The organism is Arthrobacter sp. 135MFCol5.1 (assembly GCF_000374865.1).
Classification (GTDB): Bacteria; Actinomycetota; Actinomycetes; order Actinomycetales; family Micrococcaceae; genus Arthrobacter.
Window position 1 is genome coordinate 1 of sequence record NZ_KB895473.1, and the last position, 16,726, is coordinate 16,726.

13 protein-coding genes and 1 rRNA gene are annotated in these 16,726 nt (G+C 67.7%); 10 read left to right on the forward strand and 4 right to left on the reverse strand.

Features of this window, described 5'->3' with window-relative positions; genetic code table 11:
• Positions 1-67: 67 nt before the first annotated feature.
• From rrf to C563_RS22875, 5 genes are all read left to right on the forward strand, one after another.
• A 5S ribosomal RNA gene (rrf, locus tag C563_RS0119940) occupies positions 68-184 on the forward strand.
• Positions 185-423: 239 nt separating this feature from the next.
• Positions 424-708, forward strand: coding sequence for an HU family DNA-binding protein (locus C563_RS0119945; protein ID WP_011693739.1), 285 nt, complete (start codon positions 424-426; stop codon positions 706-708).
• Between the two features lie 114 nt (positions 709-822).
• Entirely contained in the window at positions 823-2,982 is a 2,160-nt protein-coding gene (locus C563_RS0119950) for a cytochrome c oxidase assembly protein (RefSeq protein ID WP_018763844.1), read from the forward strand.
• Positions 2,982-4,991, forward strand: a complete 2,010-nt coding sequence (locus tag C563_RS0119955) for an NHL domain-containing thioredoxin family protein (protein WP_018763845.1) — start codon at positions 2,982-2,984, stop codon at positions 4,989-4,991. The genes C563_RS0119950 and C563_RS0119955 overlap by 1 nt, the downstream gene beginning before the upstream one ends.
• 560 nt (positions 4,992-5,551) lie before the next feature.
• Entirely contained in the window at positions 5,552-6,031 is a 480-nt protein-coding gene (locus C563_RS22875; RefSeq protein ID WP_231369938.1) for an endonuclease domain-containing protein, read from the forward strand.
• A 132-nt stretch (positions 6,032-6,163) separates the two neighbouring features.
• On the opposite strand, the gene C563_RS0119965 is transcribed toward C563_RS22875, so the two are convergent.
• The 4 genes from C563_RS0119965 to C563_RS0119980 all read right to left on the reverse strand — a co-directional run bounded on the left by C563_RS0119965 (position 6,164) and on the right by C563_RS0119980 (position 11,637).
• Positions 6,164-7,156 carry a hypothetical protein gene (locus tag C563_RS0119965; RefSeq protein ID WP_196803377.1) on the reverse strand — a complete coding sequence of 331 codons (993 nt, stop codon included), beginning with the start codon at positions 7,154-7,156 and terminating at the stop codon, positions 6,164-6,166.
• A gap of 195 nt (positions 7,157-7,351) precedes the next feature.
• Positions 7,352-9,061 (reverse strand): helicase HerA-like domain-containing protein, encoded by a 1,710-nt coding sequence (locus C563_RS0119970; protein WP_018763848.1) that lies wholly within the window; start codon positions 9,059-9,061, stop codon positions 7,352-7,354.
• 48 nt (positions 9,062-9,109) lie between these two features.
• On the reverse strand, positions 9,110-9,649 hold the full coding sequence (locus tag C563_RS0119975) for a GNAT family N-acetyltransferase (RefSeq protein WP_018763849.1): 540 nt from the start codon (positions 9,647-9,649) through the stop codon (positions 9,110-9,112).
• A 20-nt stretch (positions 9,650-9,669) separates the two neighbouring features.
• A complete protein-coding gene (locus tag C563_RS0119980; RefSeq protein WP_018763850.1) occupies positions 9,670-11,637 on the reverse strand; it encodes an FAD/NAD(P)-binding protein in 1,968 nt (655 codons plus the stop codon).
• 283 nt (positions 11,638-11,920) lie between these two features.
• Between C563_RS0119980 and C563_RS0119985 the strand changes: the two genes are divergently transcribed.
• Genes C563_RS0119985 through C563_RS0120005 form a run of 5 tightly spaced genes read left to right on the forward strand, consistent with a single transcriptional unit; the run spans position 11,921 to position 16,722 of the window.
• On the forward strand, positions 11,921-12,964 hold the full coding sequence (locus C563_RS0119985; RefSeq protein WP_018763851.1) for an amino acid ABC transporter permease: 1,044 nt from the start codon (positions 11,921-11,923) through the stop codon (positions 12,962-12,964).
• Positions 12,964-13,773: an amino acid ABC transporter ATP-binding protein gene (locus C563_RS0119990; RefSeq protein ID WP_018763852.1), complete on the forward strand. Its 810-nt coding sequence runs from the start codon at positions 12,964-12,966 to the stop codon at positions 13,771-13,773. The genes C563_RS0119985 and C563_RS0119990 overlap by 1 nt, the downstream gene beginning before the upstream one ends.
• 11 nt (positions 13,774-13,784) lie before the next feature.
• On the forward strand, positions 13,785-14,831 hold the full coding sequence (locus C563_RS21710) for a transporter substrate-binding domain-containing protein (RefSeq protein WP_018763853.1): 1,047 nt from the start codon (positions 13,785-13,787) through the stop codon (positions 14,829-14,831).
• Positions 14,828-15,664 carry a DUF1684 domain-containing protein gene (locus tag C563_RS0120000; protein ID WP_018763854.1) on the forward strand — a complete coding sequence of 279 codons (837 nt, stop codon included), beginning with the start codon at positions 14,828-14,830 and terminating at the stop codon, positions 15,662-15,664. The genes C563_RS21710 and C563_RS0120000 overlap by 4 nt, the downstream gene beginning before the upstream one ends.
• Positions 15,661-16,722, forward strand: a complete 1,062-nt coding sequence (locus C563_RS0120005) for an LLM class flavin-dependent oxidoreductase (protein ID WP_018763855.1) — start codon at positions 15,661-15,663, stop codon at positions 16,720-16,722. Before C563_RS0120000 ends, C563_RS0120005 begins: the two co-directional genes overlap by 4 nt.
• The last annotated feature ends 4 nt before the right edge of the window (positions 16,723-16,726 follow it).

Sequence of the window (16,726 nt, forward strand, 5' to 3'; positions counted from 1 at the left end):
AACAACACCACACATGTTGTAACCACAGTCTTCCCACCAACCCCAGGGTTGGGACGGGTAACAAGGTTACGGCGGTCATAGCGTGGGGGAAACGCCCGGTCCCATTCCGAACCCGGAAGCTAAGACCCACAGCGCCGATGGTACTGCACCCGGGAGGGTGTGGGAGAGTAGGACACCGCCGGACACACACCACTGGTCGAGGCCCCAACCACACGGTTGGGGCCTCCCACATTTAAAAACACCACCACCCACCCCCGTGAAGGGGTGGATATAGCCTCCGAATTCGGTGATTAACCTCAAAAAGTCGCGGAAACACGCGGAATTTGCGGATCGGAACGTCCCAAGCTGGTAAGTTTTCGAACAGTGGCTTGCGCGCATGCCGCGTGCAGGCTTCAGAATCAAGAATCGTCCAGGAGGACATAAATGGCTAAGAACCGTAGTGAACTTGTTGCAGAGGTAGCTGGCAAGGCCGGCACCAGCCAGGCTGCCGTCAACTCCGTCCTCGACGCTCTGTTCGAGGTTTTCGAGACTTCTGTCGCCGCCGGCGAGAAGATCACCATCCCGGGCTGGCTCGCCGTAGAGCGCACCGACCGTGCCGCTCGCACCGGCCGCAACCCGCAGACCGGCGAAACCATCCAGATCGCAGCAGGCCACAGCGTCAAGCTGACCGCCGGCTCCAAGCTGAAGGCTGCTGTCTCCAAGAAGTAGAGCATTCTCCCTGTCCGGCGCGCAGCCGGCTGGAAAGGAGCGGCAACCCCATGGGTTGCCGCTCCTTGGCTTTAAGCCGGATTCGCCGCCCGGGCAGGCGTAGCGGACAATGGAATGGTGTCTTCTGCCGCAAAACCCCGTTCCACCGCGCCCCAGTCCGAACCTGGCAAGGGAGCCCCGGTCCGGGACGCCGGGATCAGGGGAATCCCGTTGCCCTGGCAGCTGGCGGGACTGGCAGCCCTCATCCTGGGCCTCACGGCAGCACTGCTCTTCTCCGGCGCGGCAGCAGCCCGCAGCGTCGCGGATCCCGGCGCCCTGGTCCGGTGGGGCCTTCCCATCAGCAAGGCCATCCACAACGTGTCACTGGCCACCGTCGTCGGCGGCCTGATTTTCGCCGTCGGCATCCTCCCCAAGAACCTCAACGCCCGCAGCCGCGACCGGGAAACATCACGGGATGCAGGACCCGAGCATCCGGCCTTCACCCGTGTCCTGGCCGTGGCAGCCGCAGCGGGCGCAGTGTGGACGCTATCCGCCATTGCTGTCCTGGTCCTCACCTACGCCGATGTTGCGGGCCAGGGGCTCTCCGGGGACCCCGCGTTCACCCAAGCCCTGGTGTACTTCATGACGGATATCGAAACGGGCCGGGCGTGGCTCGCCGTCACCATTATCGCCGCGGTAGTGACAACCGCGCTCTTTGGCGTGAGGTCAACCGGCGGCCTGTTCCTCACCCTCATCCTGGCCCTCGTCGGCCTGGTCCCGGCAGCCCTGATCGGGCACTCGTCAAGTTCCTCAGACCACGAAGGGGCCATCAACTCTCTGGGCCTGCACTTGGTGGGCGTGAGCACTTGGGTGGGCGGCATCATTATCCTGGCCATGCTGTCGGGCATCCTCACCGGACCCAAGGCCGGCACGGCAGCCGATATCACCGAACCGACCCTCCGCCGCTTCTCCACACTGGCAGGCTTCGCCTTCGTCCTGGTTTTCGCCTCCGGCATCATCAACGCCAGCATCCGCGTCACCAGCTGGGCAGACCTCTTCGGATCGGCGTACGGCCAGCTGATCCTTGCCAAGACGGCCGGGGCCGTGGTGCTGGGCGGCATTGGCTTCATGCACCGCCAGTGGGTCATTCCGCAGCTTGGCCGCAAGGGCGCCGCCATGTCCTCCCGGCGGGTGCTGTGGCAGCTGATCCTGGCCGAGCTGCTGGTTATGGGTGCCACCTCCGGCATCGCGGTGGCGCTGGGCCGGTCCGCCCCGCCGCAGCCCACCACGCTGGCGCCGGATGCTTCGCCGGCCTTCATCCTCAGCGGCTATGAACTCCCCCCGGAACTCACGCCGGAACGCTGGCTCACTGAGTGGCGCCTGGACTGGCTCTGGGTCGCCGTTGCCCTCTTCGGCCTGGTGTCCTATTTCCTGGGCGTGGCAAAGGTCCGCCGCCGGGGCGACAGCTGGCAGTGGTTCCGTTCCGTGAACTGGGTCATCGGTCTGGTTGTCCTGACGTACATAACGTCCGGGCCGGCGTCGGTCTACGGCCGAGTCCTCTTCTCCGCGCACATGGTGGACCATATGGCCCTGACCATGGTGGCGCCGATCTTCCTGGTGCTCGGAGCGCCGGTGACACTTGCCTTGCGGGCACTGCCCGCCCGCAGTGACGGCTCCCGGGGTGCGCGCGAGTGGCTGATGGTTTTCGTGCATTCGAAGTTTTCACAGCTGGTGACGCATCCGTTGTTCGCGGCCGCCAACTTTGCCGGCTCGATCGTGCTGTTCTACTACTCGGACCTGTTCGGGTATGCAATGCGCGAGCATGTGGGCCACGAATTGATGAACCTGCACTTCCTGCTCACCGGCTACATTTTCGTGCTGACCATGATCGGTACGGACCCGCTGCCGCGCAGGGCGCCCTACCCCATGCGCCTCCTCCTGCTCCTGGCAACCATGGGGTTCCATGCCTTCTTCGGCGTCTCCATCATGGGTGGCACCGGTCTGCTGGCGGCCGACTACTTCGGCAACCTCGGGCGCGCCTGGGGGCCCTCCGCCCTCGGTGACCAGCAAGCAGGCGGGGCTGTGGCCTGGGGCATCGGCGAGGTGCCCACGCTCCTGGTGGCGATCGGCGTCGCCATTATGTGGTCAAGGTCGGACCAGCGGGAGACAAAACGCGTGGACCGGGCGGCGGACAGGAATAACGACGCCGATCTGGCCGCTTACAACGATATGTTTGCCAAATTGGCTGAACGCGACGCCAAGCTGGCTGACCGCAACAAGCTGGAAGGACGCTGATGAGCGAAACCGTACGCACGCATGCCCGGGTCCGGGCCTCCGAACTGGTGGGCCGCAACTGGTTGAACACCGGCGGCAAGAGCCTGGACCTCGAAGCCCTGCGCGGCAAGATCGTGCTGTTGGACTTCTGGACCTTCTGCTGCATCAACTGCCTGCACGTCCTGGATGAGCTGCGGCCGCTGGAAGAGCAGTACTCGGATGTCCTGGTCACCGTGGGGGTCCACTCGCCCAAGTTCGAGCATGAAGCGGATCCGGTGGCGCTGGCCGCCGCCGTGGAGCGGTACGAGATCCACCACCCCGTCCTGGACGATCCCGAGCTGGACACCTGGAAGGCCTACACTGCCCGCGCCTGGCCCACCCTGGTGGTCATCGACCCCGAGGGCTACATCGTGGCGCACCTGTCCGGCGAGGGCCACGCGGACGGGCTGGCGGTGCTGATCCCCGAACTCATCGCCGAACACGAGGCCAAGGGCACCCTTCACCGGGGTTCCGGCCCGTACGTGGCGCCCGAGGCGACCTCCGGCACGCTGCGCTTCCCGGGCAAGGCGTTGTTCCTGCCGCCGGGCCGCGGCTCCACGGCCGTGGCGGGAACGTCCGACGCCGGCAGCTCCCCGGATGCCGCCGCCAAAGGTTCCTGGCTGGTCACCGACACCGGGCATCACCGCCTGGTGGAGCTCGGTACGGACTTCACGACTGTCCTGGCCACCTTCGGCTCCGGCACCAAGGGGCACGCCGACGGTCCGGCCGCCGGTGACGATGCCACCGCCCGGTTCAACGAGCCGCAGGGCCTGGTGCTCCTCCCGGAAGATGTGGCAGCCAAGGCCGGGTACGACGTCGTCATTGCGGACTCAGTGAACCACCGCCTCCGCGGGCTGTCCCTCAGCTCAGGCAAAGCCTCCACGCTGGCCGGGAACGGCATCCAGCGCCTGCTGGAGACCGGGCCCGCGCGGGTGGACGAAGAGGCAGCCGGCTTCACCGGACGCCTGGGCGGACACCCCCTTGAGGTCTCGCTGAGCTCACCGTGGGACGTTGTCTGGTCGCGCAAACTGAACGCGGTGGTGGTGGCGATGGCCGGAACCCACCAGATCTTCAGCTTCGATCCCCTGACCGGTGCCGTGTCCGTCGTGGCGGGCAATGGGCTGGAAGGACTGCTGGATGGTCCGGCCCACGAAGCCTGGTTCGCCCAGTCCTCCGGCCTGGCCGAGGACGCCGACGGCAACATCTGGGTTGCGGACTCCGAAACGTCCGCGATCCGCAAGCTGGTCGTTGGCGAGGACGGCTCGGTGACGGTTGAATCCGCCGTCGGCAAGGGCCTGTTCGACTTCGGTTTCCGCGACGGTCCCGCCGCCGAGGCCCGGCTGCAGCACCCGCTGGGCGTGACCGTTCTGCCCGACGGTTCCGTGGCCATTGCGGATACCTACAACGGGGCCGTGCGCCGGTACGACCCCGCGTCCGGCACGGTGTCCACGCTGGCACGTGGCCTCGCTGAGCCCTCCGACGTGATCGTGGACCACACGCAGTCCGCCGGCTCGGAGCCGCTGCTGGTGGTGGTGGAGGCCAACAAGCACCAGCTGGTGTACGTTCCCATTCCCAAGGAAGCGCAGCAGGTGGATGAAGGCGCATCCCAGACCCAGCGGCCCAAGAGCCCCGTGGCCTCGGGCCCGCTGGAACTGACGGTCCGCTTCACGGCTCCCACCGGGCAGAAGCTCGATGACAGGTGGGGAGACCCCACCCAGCTGAAGATCTCCTCCACCCCGCCCGAGCTGTTGGTCTCCGGCGGCGGGACGTCCGTGGGGCTGCTGCGCACCCTTGAGTTGTCGCCAGACGTCCCGGAAGGCGTGCTGCACATTACCGCCCGTGCCGCAGCCTGCGACGGACCCGAGACCGAGGACGGCGAGATCCCCGACCACGCAGCCTGCCACCTCTACCAGCAGGACTGGGGTATCCCGGTGGTCCTGCAGGCCGACGGCGACACCGAGCTGGTCCTGGACCTCCGCGGAATGGACTGATACTGCCTCTGGTTTGCTGAAAAGGCTGCTTCCTTGTGACTCCGCGTCACGGGAGGCAGCCTTTCGCGTTCCCGGCATGGTGGCCGTCCCGGAATTCCGGGCTTTTCACAGACCGCTGGCCCTGAAAGCGTGCTCTGCGTGACGCTGGCCGGATCCTCCGCTGTCCACATAGGGCGGCGCCGGGGTATGGGCGGCCCTCAGAAGCCGGGCACCATGGCCGGGTGGATGCCCTCAGAGCCTTGGAAGTCTGCGGCGGAGCCGCGCGAAGGCCCGCCCTGGCCAGACTGGGAGTGGATGACGCCGCCCTTCGGAGGGCAGCACGGGCGGGGGTCCTGCAACCGGACCGGGGTCTGTATGCGCTTCCGACGGCGCCTCCGGACTTGGTTGCCGTGCTGCGAAACCGGGAGTTGTTGACGTGTTCCAGTGCTGCGACTGCATATAGCCTGTGGTCGCTGCCCTCGGACGGAAAACGCCACGTTTACCACCGCCGGCAGGAGGCGGTCAGTGGCGATGCAATCCATCATTCGGGGCTCCTGCTGCCACCCTCCCGGGTCCAGCCTGTGGCCGCCCTGGCTGATGTGCTGATCCACGCGCTTCGATGCCTGTCTTTCGCGGGATCGCTGGTCATGGTGGAGTGCGCCGTAACCCGCGGCGACATGACCGTTGATTTCCTGCGCCAGCGCTTGCCGGGAAAACGCAACGGAAAGGCCAGGGCGGTCCTGGACTGGGTGGATCGCGGGGCGGATTCCCTCCTCGAGACGCTGGCACGCACATACTTCCGGCAGGCGGGAATCCAGGTGCAACCGCAGGTGTACCTCGAGCGGGTGGGGCATGTGGACCTGCTGCTGGACGGGTGGCTGGTCGTTGAACTGGACGGGAGGCACCACGCGGAGTGGAAACAGGTTCAAAAGGATCATCGCCGAAACAATGAGTCGGTCCTGCAGGGATATACAGCCCTTCGCTACTACTACGCCGACGTGGTGTACGGTCCGCAGGCGATGGTGGAGCAGGTGCTGACCGTCCTGCGGCGGCGGCGCTAACTTGCCGGCGGCGTCACGGGGAGCAGGTTTTTGCGTACCCTGAGCGGACGCAGCCCCGCAAACCCAGGGGCTGCGTCATGTGCCACTGTTGAAAGCGTGCCTGGCGTGACGCGGCCAGTTCGGCAGGGAGTGCTAGAAGCTCAGCATCGGGGTGACCTTGACGGTGTCACCGGCTACGTCCAGACGGGTGGTGAAGCTGAAGTCCACCTCCGCGTCCAAGGGATACCAGGCCCCGGTAAAGGCATTCTGCTGGAGTGCCTCCACCTTGGCCTTGCCGTCCAGCGGTGCCACCACCCAGCGGCCGTCGAACGGTTCCACCGATACGCCCGGGTACTCGGTCACGGTCCACTTGATGCTGCCGTCCTGGACCCTGTTGTTGCTGGCGTAGTAGAAGGGGCAATCCGGCTGGAGCTTCTGTTCCTTGACCGCCTCTGCCGCGCAGCCGTCAAGGAATTCACGGACCTTGGCCGCAACATCGTTCTTCAGCTTGTCCGTGGCCTGGGTCAACAGGTTCAGCGGAGCCACCGGGGAGTCCTTGGAGGTGACGGTGGCGCGGGTGGCGGGCGCCGAGAAGTACTGCCCGTTCAGGGATGCCTCGTATTCGCCGGGATAGAAGACGGCAAAGGAGTTGCGGCCGCCCGGCATGTTCACCGGAACGCCGTTGACGGTGGCCTCGTTGCCGTTAACCACGGTCATGTCCACGGTTGGCAGCCGGGACGGGACAAAGGCCCAGGTGTTGAAGAACAGCCACTCGGTGCCGGTCTTCTGCAGCAGGAATTCGGTGCGGAGCCGGCTGCCGTCGATCGTGTACTCCAGGGGCACCATCACCTGGTTGCCGGGGCGTTCCTCGGGATCGCCGACGTCGACGTTGGACAGCCGGGACGCGGCCGTCTGCAGCCCGCTGCCGTCAAGCATCGCGGCGTTGCCGGGCGGGACAGTGGCGCGCAGGATGCCCAGCGCCCGTCCGCCGTCACCGCTCCTGAGCGCGTCCAGGTACTCCCTGACGGGCTGCTGCGGACTGGCCACGGTGTTGTTGACGATATTGATGGCCACTACGGCTCCGGCGATGGCAAGCATGAGGCCCAGCAGCCATCCGGCCGCGATCCTCACCAACGCTTGACTCATCTGCACGTTTCTTACAGTAACGGCAGTGCGGACGCACTCTAAAGTTGGTGTCCCCCCTAATCCGGCGGGCGGGACACCGATAAGGCCCGACGGCGGGTGGCCGGCAGGGTCAGCGGGTGGGGCCTGACGTCGGCGCGCACCACGTACCGGCGGCCAGGCGGCAGCAGAGCACCGGACTCAGCGGAGCCGGGGGAGTCAGCGGCGGCGGCGCCGGGTGGAAGAGGTGCCGAACACGCCGCGGAGCAGTTCGCGTCCCAACTGGGTGCCCATGGACCGCGCCATACTCTTCAGGCCGCCACCCAGGGCGCCGCCGAGCACGCCGCCCAAATCACCCATCATGCCGCCGGGCTCGGGTTGAGGCTGGGGCTCGGCGGGCGGCCGGGGAGCGCGGGTTGCTGGGGCCGGGGTTGGCGCGGGCCGGCTGCTGGGCCGGCCCAGGATCTCCTCCTCGATCCGGCGGGCCTCGGCGTCAACGTCGTAGGCCGCCGGCGCGGACTGGCCCCCCGGCATCGCGGCGGACGGTTCCGGCGCGGCCGGGCCGGTGGGTGCCGCCCCTTTGCCGGTGAGCTTTTCGTAGGCGGAGGGGTTGTCCACGGCCGTCCCGTACTTGCCCAGCAGCGCCGAGCCGGCCACCGTGCTCCGCACCAGCGCGTCCTCGGCAGGACCCATCACGGATTCCGGCGCGCGGAGCCGGGTGAGGGCAACGGGCGTGGGCGCCCCCTTCTCATTCATGACGGTGATAACGGCCTCGCCGATTCCGGCCGAGGTCAGGATTTCCTCAAGGTCGTAGTCGCTGACCGGGAAGGTGGACACCGTGGCCTTGAGCGCCTTGGCGTCCTCGGGGGTGAAGGCGCGCAGGGCATGCTGGACCCGGTTGGCCAGCTGGCCCAGGACGTCGGCGGGCACGTCCTTGGGGGTCTGGGTGACGAAGAAGATCCCCACGCCTTTGGACCGGATCAGCCGGATAGTGGTGGTGATGGCGTCCAGGAAAGCTTTGGAGGCGCCGTTGAAGAGCAGGTGTGCCTCGTCGAGGAAGAACACGAGCTTGGGTTTGTCCAGGTCGCCGGCCTCGGGCAGGTCCTCGAACAGGTCCGCCAGCAGCCACATGAGGAAGGTGGAGAACAGCATGGGCTTGGTCTGCAGGGTGGGCAGTTCCAGGCAGGTGACCACACCGCGGCCGTCCGGAGCAGTGCGGAGGAGCTCGGCGGTATTGAATTCCGGCTCACCGAAGAACTTCTCCAGCCCCTGCGCCTCCAGGTTCACGAGTTCGCGCAGGATTACCCCGGCAGTGGCCTTGGACAGGCCACCAAGTTCCTCCAGCTTGTCCTTGCCCTCGTCTGAGGTGAGGAACTGGATGACGGCACGCAGGTCCTTCAGGTCGATGAGCTCCAGGCCGTTCTTGTCCGCGAAATAGAAGACCAGCTGCAGGCTGGATTCCTGGGTGTCGTTCAGCTCCATGATCCGGGCGAGCAGGACCGGACCGAAGGAGGTGACCGTGGCGCGGACCGGGACACCGTTGCCGTCCCCGCCGAGCGCCAGGAATTCCACCGGAAACGCCTTCCCCGCCCAGGGCTGGCCGATGCTTTGGGTGCGGGCGGTCAGTTTGTCGCTCCCGACGGCGGCTGTCGCCAACCCGGAGAGGTCGCCTTTGATGTCGGCCAGGAAGACGGGGACGCCGGCGGTGGACAGCTGTTCGGCCATCATGTGCAGCGTGACGGTCTTGCCCGTACCGGTGGCGCCGGCCACCAGTCCGTGCCTGTTCATCATGGCCAGCGGCAGCCGAACCGGCGCGTCCTTGTGGAGTTCGCCGTCGATGATGGCGGCCCCCAGCTCGATGGTGGCACCTTCCAGCGTGTAGCCCTGCTGGATGGTGGCAAGCTTCTCTGCTGTGGTTTTCGTGGCCATGGCGTTAGCTTAGCGGCGGGCTGCCCCGGATGGGACGGTACCGGCCGGTCAGTTCAGCGGCCTTGTGGGCAGGTCCTTGGTGAACGCCAGGGGCCCGATGGTTTCCGGGTCCGCCGCAAGGTCGAACTGCGCCTGGTAACCGGTGTTCAGGTAGAGGTGCTTGGCCTCCGGCTGCCGTGGCCCGGTGGTGAGGTACAGCCTGGTGTAGCCTCGGGCGGCCGCCAGGGCCTCGAGTTCGGCGAGCACCACGCGGGCCAGCCCGCGACGGCGGTGGGCCGAGTGGGTCCAGATCCGTTTCAGTTCCGCCGTGGCGGGGTCGTACCGGCGGAACGCGCCGCCGGCGATCGACTCGCCATTTTCCTGGATCACCAGGAGGGCGCCATGGGGGCCTTCGAATTCGGCCGCCGGGTAGCGGTTCAGTTCCTCGGCCGCGGCGCCGCGGCCAAACAGGTCCCCGTAGCGGGTGTCGTATTCGACGGCGAGCTCGTCCAGGAGCGGGCGGACACGGGGATCGTGCATGGGCAGGCTGAGGACCGTCAGGGCGTTGGGGTCCAGGGGCCTGGGACGGAGGCCGGGTTCTGCGGTCACTGGTCTTTCCTTGTCACGGATCAGGTCTTTCCGACGGCGGCTGGCTGGGGAGTTGCTGGTACTGAAACTACCGGTTCTTCGGGGGCCGGGGCGGACGCGCCGGCCAGGTCCCGGGCAGCACCGAGGATGGTCCGGGCCAAGGCGTCATTTTCCCGGAACGGTGCGGCGTTGGTGTGCGGGCGGGCGAAGGCGCCGGCGCCCCACCCGGAGGTTCCCGGGCCCACTGCGAAGAGGGTGGGCTGGGCTGCGCCGCCGGAGTCCACCAGCTGGTGCCGGGCCGAGACCAGCAGTTTTCCGGTGGAGTGGATGCCGTCCGAGGTCAGCAGCTGCTGTTCGCTGCCCAAACCGGTTCGGTGCAGCGAGGTGAGCACCGGGTTGAGCGAATGGGCCACGGATGTGGCCGGGAGCCGTGCCTCGATCAGTGCCGTCGCTGACACCGTGACCCCGGACTGCCGCGATGTGGCGACGAAGGTCCCTGTGGTTTCGTCGGCGGTCACGTCCAGTCCCGGGCCAAGGAACTGCAGCAGGCCGGCCCGGTGCAGTGCGAGCATCTGGCGCAGCCGGTGCGGCGGGGGTCCGGAATCGACGAAGCTGAAGAAGCCGTGCCACCAGCCGTGGACCACCTGCTGGGAGCGCGCGTTCAACCGCTCCGGCGGAACCACCCGGCCCACTTCCATATATACGTGCAGCAGGGCCAGGAACAGCGCGAGCGTCTCCGGATGGTCCGGGCTGTCACGCAAGGCAAGGTCGTGTTCGATGTAGCCGGCCACGGCGTCCTGCACGTCCTGGTGGCCCGTGAAGGCCCGGCCGTCGAAGGGCCGGTCCAGCCGCTCCAGGTCCAGATGCAGTTCTGGGTCCGGGACCGCGGCGGCAACCAGCGCTTCGCGCCCGCCGCTGTACCAGTCCAGCTCCGCGTACCGGGCGGCGAACTCGCTCCACCCCATGGCGGCACGTTCGGGGCTGCCTGTCAGGAGCTCGCGGTAATAGTAGAAGCCGGCTTCCTTGGCGATGAGCGGCCACAGGTCCCGGCGGAAGTCCAGTTCCCCCTGGCGCACCAGCAAGGAGTCCACCGCGGCTTTCGTGAAGAACTGCAGCGGCCCCGGCGCCTGTCCGCGCAGGGCTGCGGAAATCTTGGAATGGTAGGGCACGCCCCGGCGGGAGCCGGCCCACAGCCGTGGTTCGCGCCCGGACGGAAGGTAGCGGAGCCCGCCGTCGGACGTTTCCTGGAACCTGCCGCCGCGGCCCTCCATGAGCAGGACCAGCAGGTCCACGAAGGCCAGGCCCATCCCGGACACGATCACGTCCTGTCCAGGGGCGATGGGGGAGTAGTCGACGTCGGTGGTGTAGCCGGGTGCCGCGTGGTAGCCGCCGTGCCGGTCGGCGAAGTCCGAGAACCCCGCGGACACGGCGTCCGGGCGGGAATCCGTGTGGCCCAGCGCCGTCACCACGATATCCGCGTGCAGGGTGCGGCCGTTGCCCAGCTCGACGTCGTGCCCGCCGCCGGGCCGGGGCGTGATGCCAACGGCCGTGGTGCGGTGCACGGTGACGCTGCGGCCCAGCGATTTGGCGGCGCGGCGGAAGAACCACTCGAGGTACTGGCTCTGCAGCCGGCGGGTGGGAAACGTGGTGCCGGTGAGGGCCCGGAGCTGGTCCCACAGGGGCTGCGGGAAGTCCGGGACGTCGATGATGGAGGCATCCAGCACGCCCGCTGCCCATTCGGCCAGGCCAGGACCGGGGGCCGCGGGTCCGGCGCAGTCCACGGAATCGTCGGTGAACATGGTGATGTCCGCGGCCATGGAGTTAAGCAGGAGGCCCGGATCCTGGTCGTACCGCCAGATGCGGCCGGAACCCGGGATGTGCGGTTCCACCACATGGAGCTGCAGCGGGCCGGCGAAGACGTCCGGCCGGTTGGCCGCGATCCGTTCGAGCACGCCCGCCGTGCGCGGTCCGCCGCCAATGAAGACGATGGCCGGGATGCTGGCTGGCATAGGTACTCCTGACGGCCGGGGCTGGGTTGATTGCCCATGCTAGGCAGCCGTGACGACGCCGGTCGAGCGCCTGGTCACGGCCGTTAACGCCGCGTCACAGCGCGTTAAGGGACGCAAAAAACCGACGCATGACGCCGTGCGAAGTCCCGTGAAGTATTGCAACCTGCCGCCTTGCTGGCCCGTTCCGGCCGGTCCTAGATTTGCAGCCAGCACCGGCCGCCACGCCCCGTATCGACGGGCAGCGGCCCACAAGGAAAACCCAGCACGAGAAGCGAGGTGGCGCATGAGTTCAGCAACAGGGGTGGCGCAGTCCCAACAGTCGCAGCCGGTACCGGCGGCGGAAGCGCCGCCGGCAGGAACAGGCACGTCCGGCGCCGGCGGCTCCGCCACGGAGGTGGCGCCCCGGGTGGCAAAGGACTACTCGTCCTACCGGGTGGTGGCCGCCAAGCATCCGTGGCGCTGGGTGGGGACTGCCGTCGTCGCGCTCGGTGTCCTGGCCGTGGCATGGTCGCTGGCCACCAACCCGCGCTGGGAATGGGGGGTTGTGGCCCAGTGGTTCACCGCCCAGTCCGTGGTCAACGGCCTGGTGGAAACACTGAAGCTCACGGCGATCTCAGGTGTCCTCGGGTTCGTGCTGGGCTTCATCCTGGCGCTGATGCGGCTCTCGGCCTCGCCCCTGCTGGTCTCGGTGTCCTGGACGTTCTCCTGGATCTTCCGGTCCACGCCGCTGCTGGTCCAGATGCTCCTCTGGTACAACCTGGGCTACCTGTACGAAAAGATCAGCCTGGGGATCCCGTTCACCGATGTCCGGTTCTTCGAAGTGCAGACCACCACGCTGATCAGCCAGTTCGCCGCAGCCGTCCTGGGCCTGACCCTGAACCAGGCCGCCTACTCCGCGGAGATCATCCGCGGCGGCATCCTGTCCGTGGACCAGGGCCAGCTGGAGGCGGCGGCCGCACTGGGCATCCCCGCCTGGCGCCGCTCCACCCGGATCGTGCTGCCGCAGGCCATGCGCGCCATCCTGCCCACCGCCTTCAACGAGATCATCGGCCTGGTCAAGGGCACCTCGATCGTCTACGTCCTGGCCTACTCGGAGCTGTTCTACACAGTCCAGGTCATCTACAACCGCACCCAGCAGGTCCTGCCGCTGCTGCTGGTGGCCACGCTCTGGTACATCGTGATCACCTCCGTGCTGAGCGTCTTCCAGTACTACATCGAACGCCACTACTCCAAGGGCGCGGTGCGGAACCTGCCGCTGACGCCCCTGCAGAAGGCCCGCAAATTCTTCGCCACCCACGCGGCAGTGCCCAACCGGAGGAACTCCTGATGACTGACACCCTCACCGCCCCCACAGCCACCCGCGGCTTGGTGGAAATCACCGGCGTGCGCAAATCCTTCGGCCCCACGGAAGTCCTCAAAGGCGTCAGCCTCACCGTGGAACCGGGCGGGGTGGCCGTGATCGTGGGCCCCTCCGGCTCCGGCAAATCCACCCTGCTGCGCACCATCAACCACCTGGAAAAGGTGGACGGCGGCCACATCACCATCGACGGACAGCTGGTGGGCTACAAACTCCGCGGCGACCGGCTGCACGAGCTGCGCGAAAAGGAGATCCTGAAACAGCGCACCGACATCGGCATGGTGTTCCAGAACTTCAACCTGTTCCCGCACCTCACTGCCTTGGAGAACGTGGCGGAAGCCCCGGTCGTGGCCCAGGGGCGGTCCAAGGAGGACGCCCGCCGCCGCGGCCTGGAACTCCTGGACCGGGTGGGGCTCAAGGACCGGGCCGGCGCCTATCCCCGGCAGCTCTCCGGTGGCCAGCAGCAGCGCGTCGCCATTGCCCGGGCCCTGGCCCTGGATCCCAAGATCCTGCTGTTCGACGAGCCCACCTCCGCACTGGACCCCGAGCTGGTCAACGAAGTGTTGGACGTCATTCGCGAACTCGCAACGTCCGGCACCACGCTGATCATCGTCACCCATGAGATGGGCTTCGCCCGCGACGTGGCGGACACCGTGGTGTTCATGGACCAGGGCCAGATCGTGGAACAGGGCACCCCCAAGGAAATTTTCAGCAACCCCCAGGAACCGCGCACCCGGAGCTTCTTCTCCAAGGTGCTGGAACCGGCCTTCAACATCTAAGGACCTCTCCCATGGCTTTCTCCACCCCCGGCCTCCGCCGCAGCCGCGCGCTCGCGGTGCTTCCCGCCGTCGTCCTCCTTGGCACCGCCGCGCTGGCAGGGTGCGCCGACCCCGGTGCTTCGGCCGCCGGCAACCCCAGCGGCGGCGCGCAGACGACGGCGGCCCGCAACGGCGTGGTCTACAACACGTCCCCGGACCAGCAGCGGATCCGCGCGGAGAAGGACCCGGCGCTCGCCGCCAAGGTTCCCGCCCTGATCAGCAAGGACGGCAAGCTGACGGTGGCCACCACGGCCGGTTCCATCCCGCTGTCCTTCCATGCCACGGATGACAAGACGCCGATCGGCTCCGAGCTGGACATCGCCCAGCTGGTGGCGGACAAACTGGGCTTGGAGCTGGACGTGCAGGTCACGTCCTGGGAGAACTGGCCGCTGAAGACCCAGTCCGGCGACTTTGAGGCCGTCTTCTCCAACGTGGGCGTGAACAAGGACCGGGTGAAACTGTTCGACTTCGCCAGCTACCGCGCCGCGTACATGGGCTTCGAGGCCAAAAAGTCCGCCACCTATGACATCAAGGGCGCCGACGATATCTCCGGCCTGAAGGTCTCCGTGGGGTCCGGCACCAACCAGGAAAAGATCCTGCTGGCCTGGAACAAGGAACTGGAGGCCAAGGGCAAGGCCCCGGCCACGCTGCAGTACTACTCGTCCGACGCCGACACCATCCTGGCGCTCTCCTCCGGCCGAACGGACCTTAACATCGCCCCCTACCCGTCCACGGTGTACCGGGAAAACACCCGGGACGACCTGAAGGTGGTGGGCAAAGTGAACGCAGGCTGGCCGTCCGAAACCCTGGTGGCAGCCACCACCTTGCGCGGCAACGGCCTGGCGCCGGTCATCTCCGAGGCCCTCAACTCGGCCATCAAGGACGGCTCCTACGGCAAGGTCCTGGAGCGCTGGGGCCTGTCCGAGGAAGCCCTGCCCGAATCCAAGACCATCACCGAGGAAAACTTCGCGGCCACCCAAGCAACGGCTACCGCCACACCGTTCGGGAAGGCCTCATGAACGCCGTTCACACTGAAACCGCCCTCGAGTCCTTCGACGCCGACTGGCAGGAATGGCACGCCGCCCACGAACAGCAGCGCGCCCACCCGCACGGCTTCCTGGCGGTGACCCACCTGCACTGGCTGGGCAGCGAACCCGCCCGGCTGGAAGGCGCCCCGGGCACCTGGAGCGTGGCGGCCGACGTCGTCCGCGTCCTTTTGGAACCGGGTGACAGCCTGCAGCAGGACGGCACGGAGCTGAACACCGAAGCCGGCGCATCGCTGGAGTTCGGGCCTGTCGAAGAGCGCGGCGGCATCAACCTGGTCTCCGGCGAGACCGTCATTGAACTGGCCAAGCGGGGCGGCGAGTACATCGTGCGGCCGCGTCACCCCGAAAACCCGCTCCTGCAGGCCTACCAAGGCACGCCCGCCTACTCCCCGGACGCTGCCTATGCCGTCCGCGGAACCTTCGTGCCGTTCGAGGCGCCGCGGCCCACCACCGTGGGTGCAGCCGTGGAAGGCATCCAGCATGTCTACGAGGCACCCGGGGAAATCCGCTTCAAGCTGGCCGGCCAGGAGCTGGCGCTGACCGCGTTCAACGGCCACGCGCCCGGCTCCCTGTCCGTGCTGTTCACCGACCAGACCTCCGGCAAGACCACCTACGCGGCCAACCGCTCCCTCTCGGTGGTGCCCGCCGCGGACGGGTCCGTGGTGCTGGACTTCAACCGGGCCGTGAACCTGCCGTGCGCCTACACGGACCTGGCCACCTGCCCGCTGCCGCCAGCCGAAAACCGGCTGCCCGTGGCCATCGAAGCCGGCGAAAAGATTCCCTACGAACGTCAGGACCAGCAGTGAGTACCTTCAAAAAGCCGGGCTTCCTGGCGATCGAGCTCGACGGCGCCGGCTGGGACGGTGCGGACCTTGCCCGCGCCGTGCTGGCAGCGGAGTCGGCCGGCTTCCACGCCGCCACCTTCACCGACGCACCGGTTCCCGCCCGGGCCAACGCCCTGCAGCGGGCAGCCTTCGCGGGGCCGGTGACGCACACCATTGCGCTGGTCCCGGAGGTGGACACCGTCTACACCGAGCCTTTCCACGTCTCCACCCAGCTGGCCAGCCTGGACTACGTGTCCCGCGGCCGGGCCGGGTGGATCGCCACCGCCGCCGACGCACCTGAAGCGGCTGCCGCCGTCGGCCGTTCCGCCGTCACCGGCGCGGCGCTGGGCCAGGAAGCGGCCGCCTCCATCGAGGTGTCCCGCCGGCTGTGGGATTCCTGGGAGGACGACGCCGTGATCCGCGACGTTGCCACCGGCCGGTACATCGACGTGGACAAGCTGCACTACGTTGATTTCCAGACGCCTGCCGGGTTTGCCGGTGTTGGGTACTCGGTCAAGGGGCCATCCATCATTCCGCGGCCGCTCCAGGGGCAGTTGCCGGTGCTGGTTCCCGCGTCCCTGCTCGGCGAAGTCCGGGCGGACGCGGTGGATGCCGTGCTGGTGTCCGCGCCCGCAGCGGAACTGTTGGCGGCTGAGGTCCGCGACGTCCGGGCCCGGGTGGGGGCGTCCATTGCCGTGATCGCCGAGCTCGACGTCGTCCTGGACGCCCGCGGCCAGGACGCGGCTGCGCGGGACGCATCGTTCGACGGCGGCCGGGCGGCTTTCGCAGGTTCTGCGGCCGGCCTCACCGACTTCCTCGCCGACCTTCTAAAGGAGGCCGACGGCGTGCGGTTGCACCCGGCGTCGCTCTTTGTTGACGTGGAGGAACTGGGCCGGCTGGTCCTTCCGGAACTGCGGCGCCGCGGAGCACTCCGCCCGGTGGCACAGGGCGGAACCTTCCGCGACCTGCTCGGCCTGGAGCGCCCGGCCAGCCGCTATGCAACCGCCGCCGCTGCTGCGCCTGCCGGCGCCGGAAAGTAAGGGA

What these genes read in the sequence shown, in the direction of transcription:
- C563_RS0119985 (WP_018763851.1), top strand. Translation starts at nt 11,921, where the DNA reads ATGAGTTCAGCAACAGGGGTGGCGCAGTCCCAACAGTCGCAGCCGGTA.
- C563_RS0120000 (WP_018763854.1), top strand. Translation starts at nt 14,828, where the DNA reads ATGAACGCCGTTCACACTGAAACCGCCCTCGAGTCCTTCGACGCCGAC.
- C563_RS0119980 (WP_018763850.1), bottom strand. Translation starts at nt 11,637, where the DNA reads ATGCCAGCCAGCATCCCGGCCATCGTCTTCATTGGCGGCGGACCGCGC.
- C563_RS0119990 (WP_018763852.1), top strand. Translation starts at nt 12,964, where the DNA reads ATGACTGACACCCTCACCGCCCCCACAGCCACCCGCGGCTTGGTGGAA.
- C563_RS21710 (WP_018763853.1), top strand. Translation starts at nt 13,785, where the DNA reads ATGGCTTTCTCCACCCCCGGCCTCCGCCGCAGCCGCGCGCTCGCGGTG.
- C563_RS0119970 (WP_018763848.1), bottom strand. Translation starts at nt 9,061, where the DNA reads ATGGCCACGAAAACCACAGCAGAGAAGCTTGCCACCATCCAGCAGGGC.
- C563_RS0119965 (WP_196803377.1), bottom strand. Translation starts at nt 7,156, where the DNA reads ATGAGTCAAGCGTTGGTGAGGATCGCGGCCGGATGGCTGCTGGGCCTC.
- C563_RS0119950 (WP_018763844.1), top strand. Translation starts at nt 823, where the DNA reads ATGGTGTCTTCTGCCGCAAAACCCCGTTCCACCGCGCCCCAGTCCGAA.
- C563_RS0119955 (WP_018763845.1), top strand. Translation starts at nt 2,982, where the DNA reads ATGAGCGAAACCGTACGCACGCATGCCCGGGTCCGGGCCTCCGAACTG.
- C563_RS0119945 (WP_011693739.1), top strand. Translation starts at nt 424, where the DNA reads ATGGCTAAGAACCGTAGTGAACTTGTTGCAGAGGTAGCTGGCAAGGCC.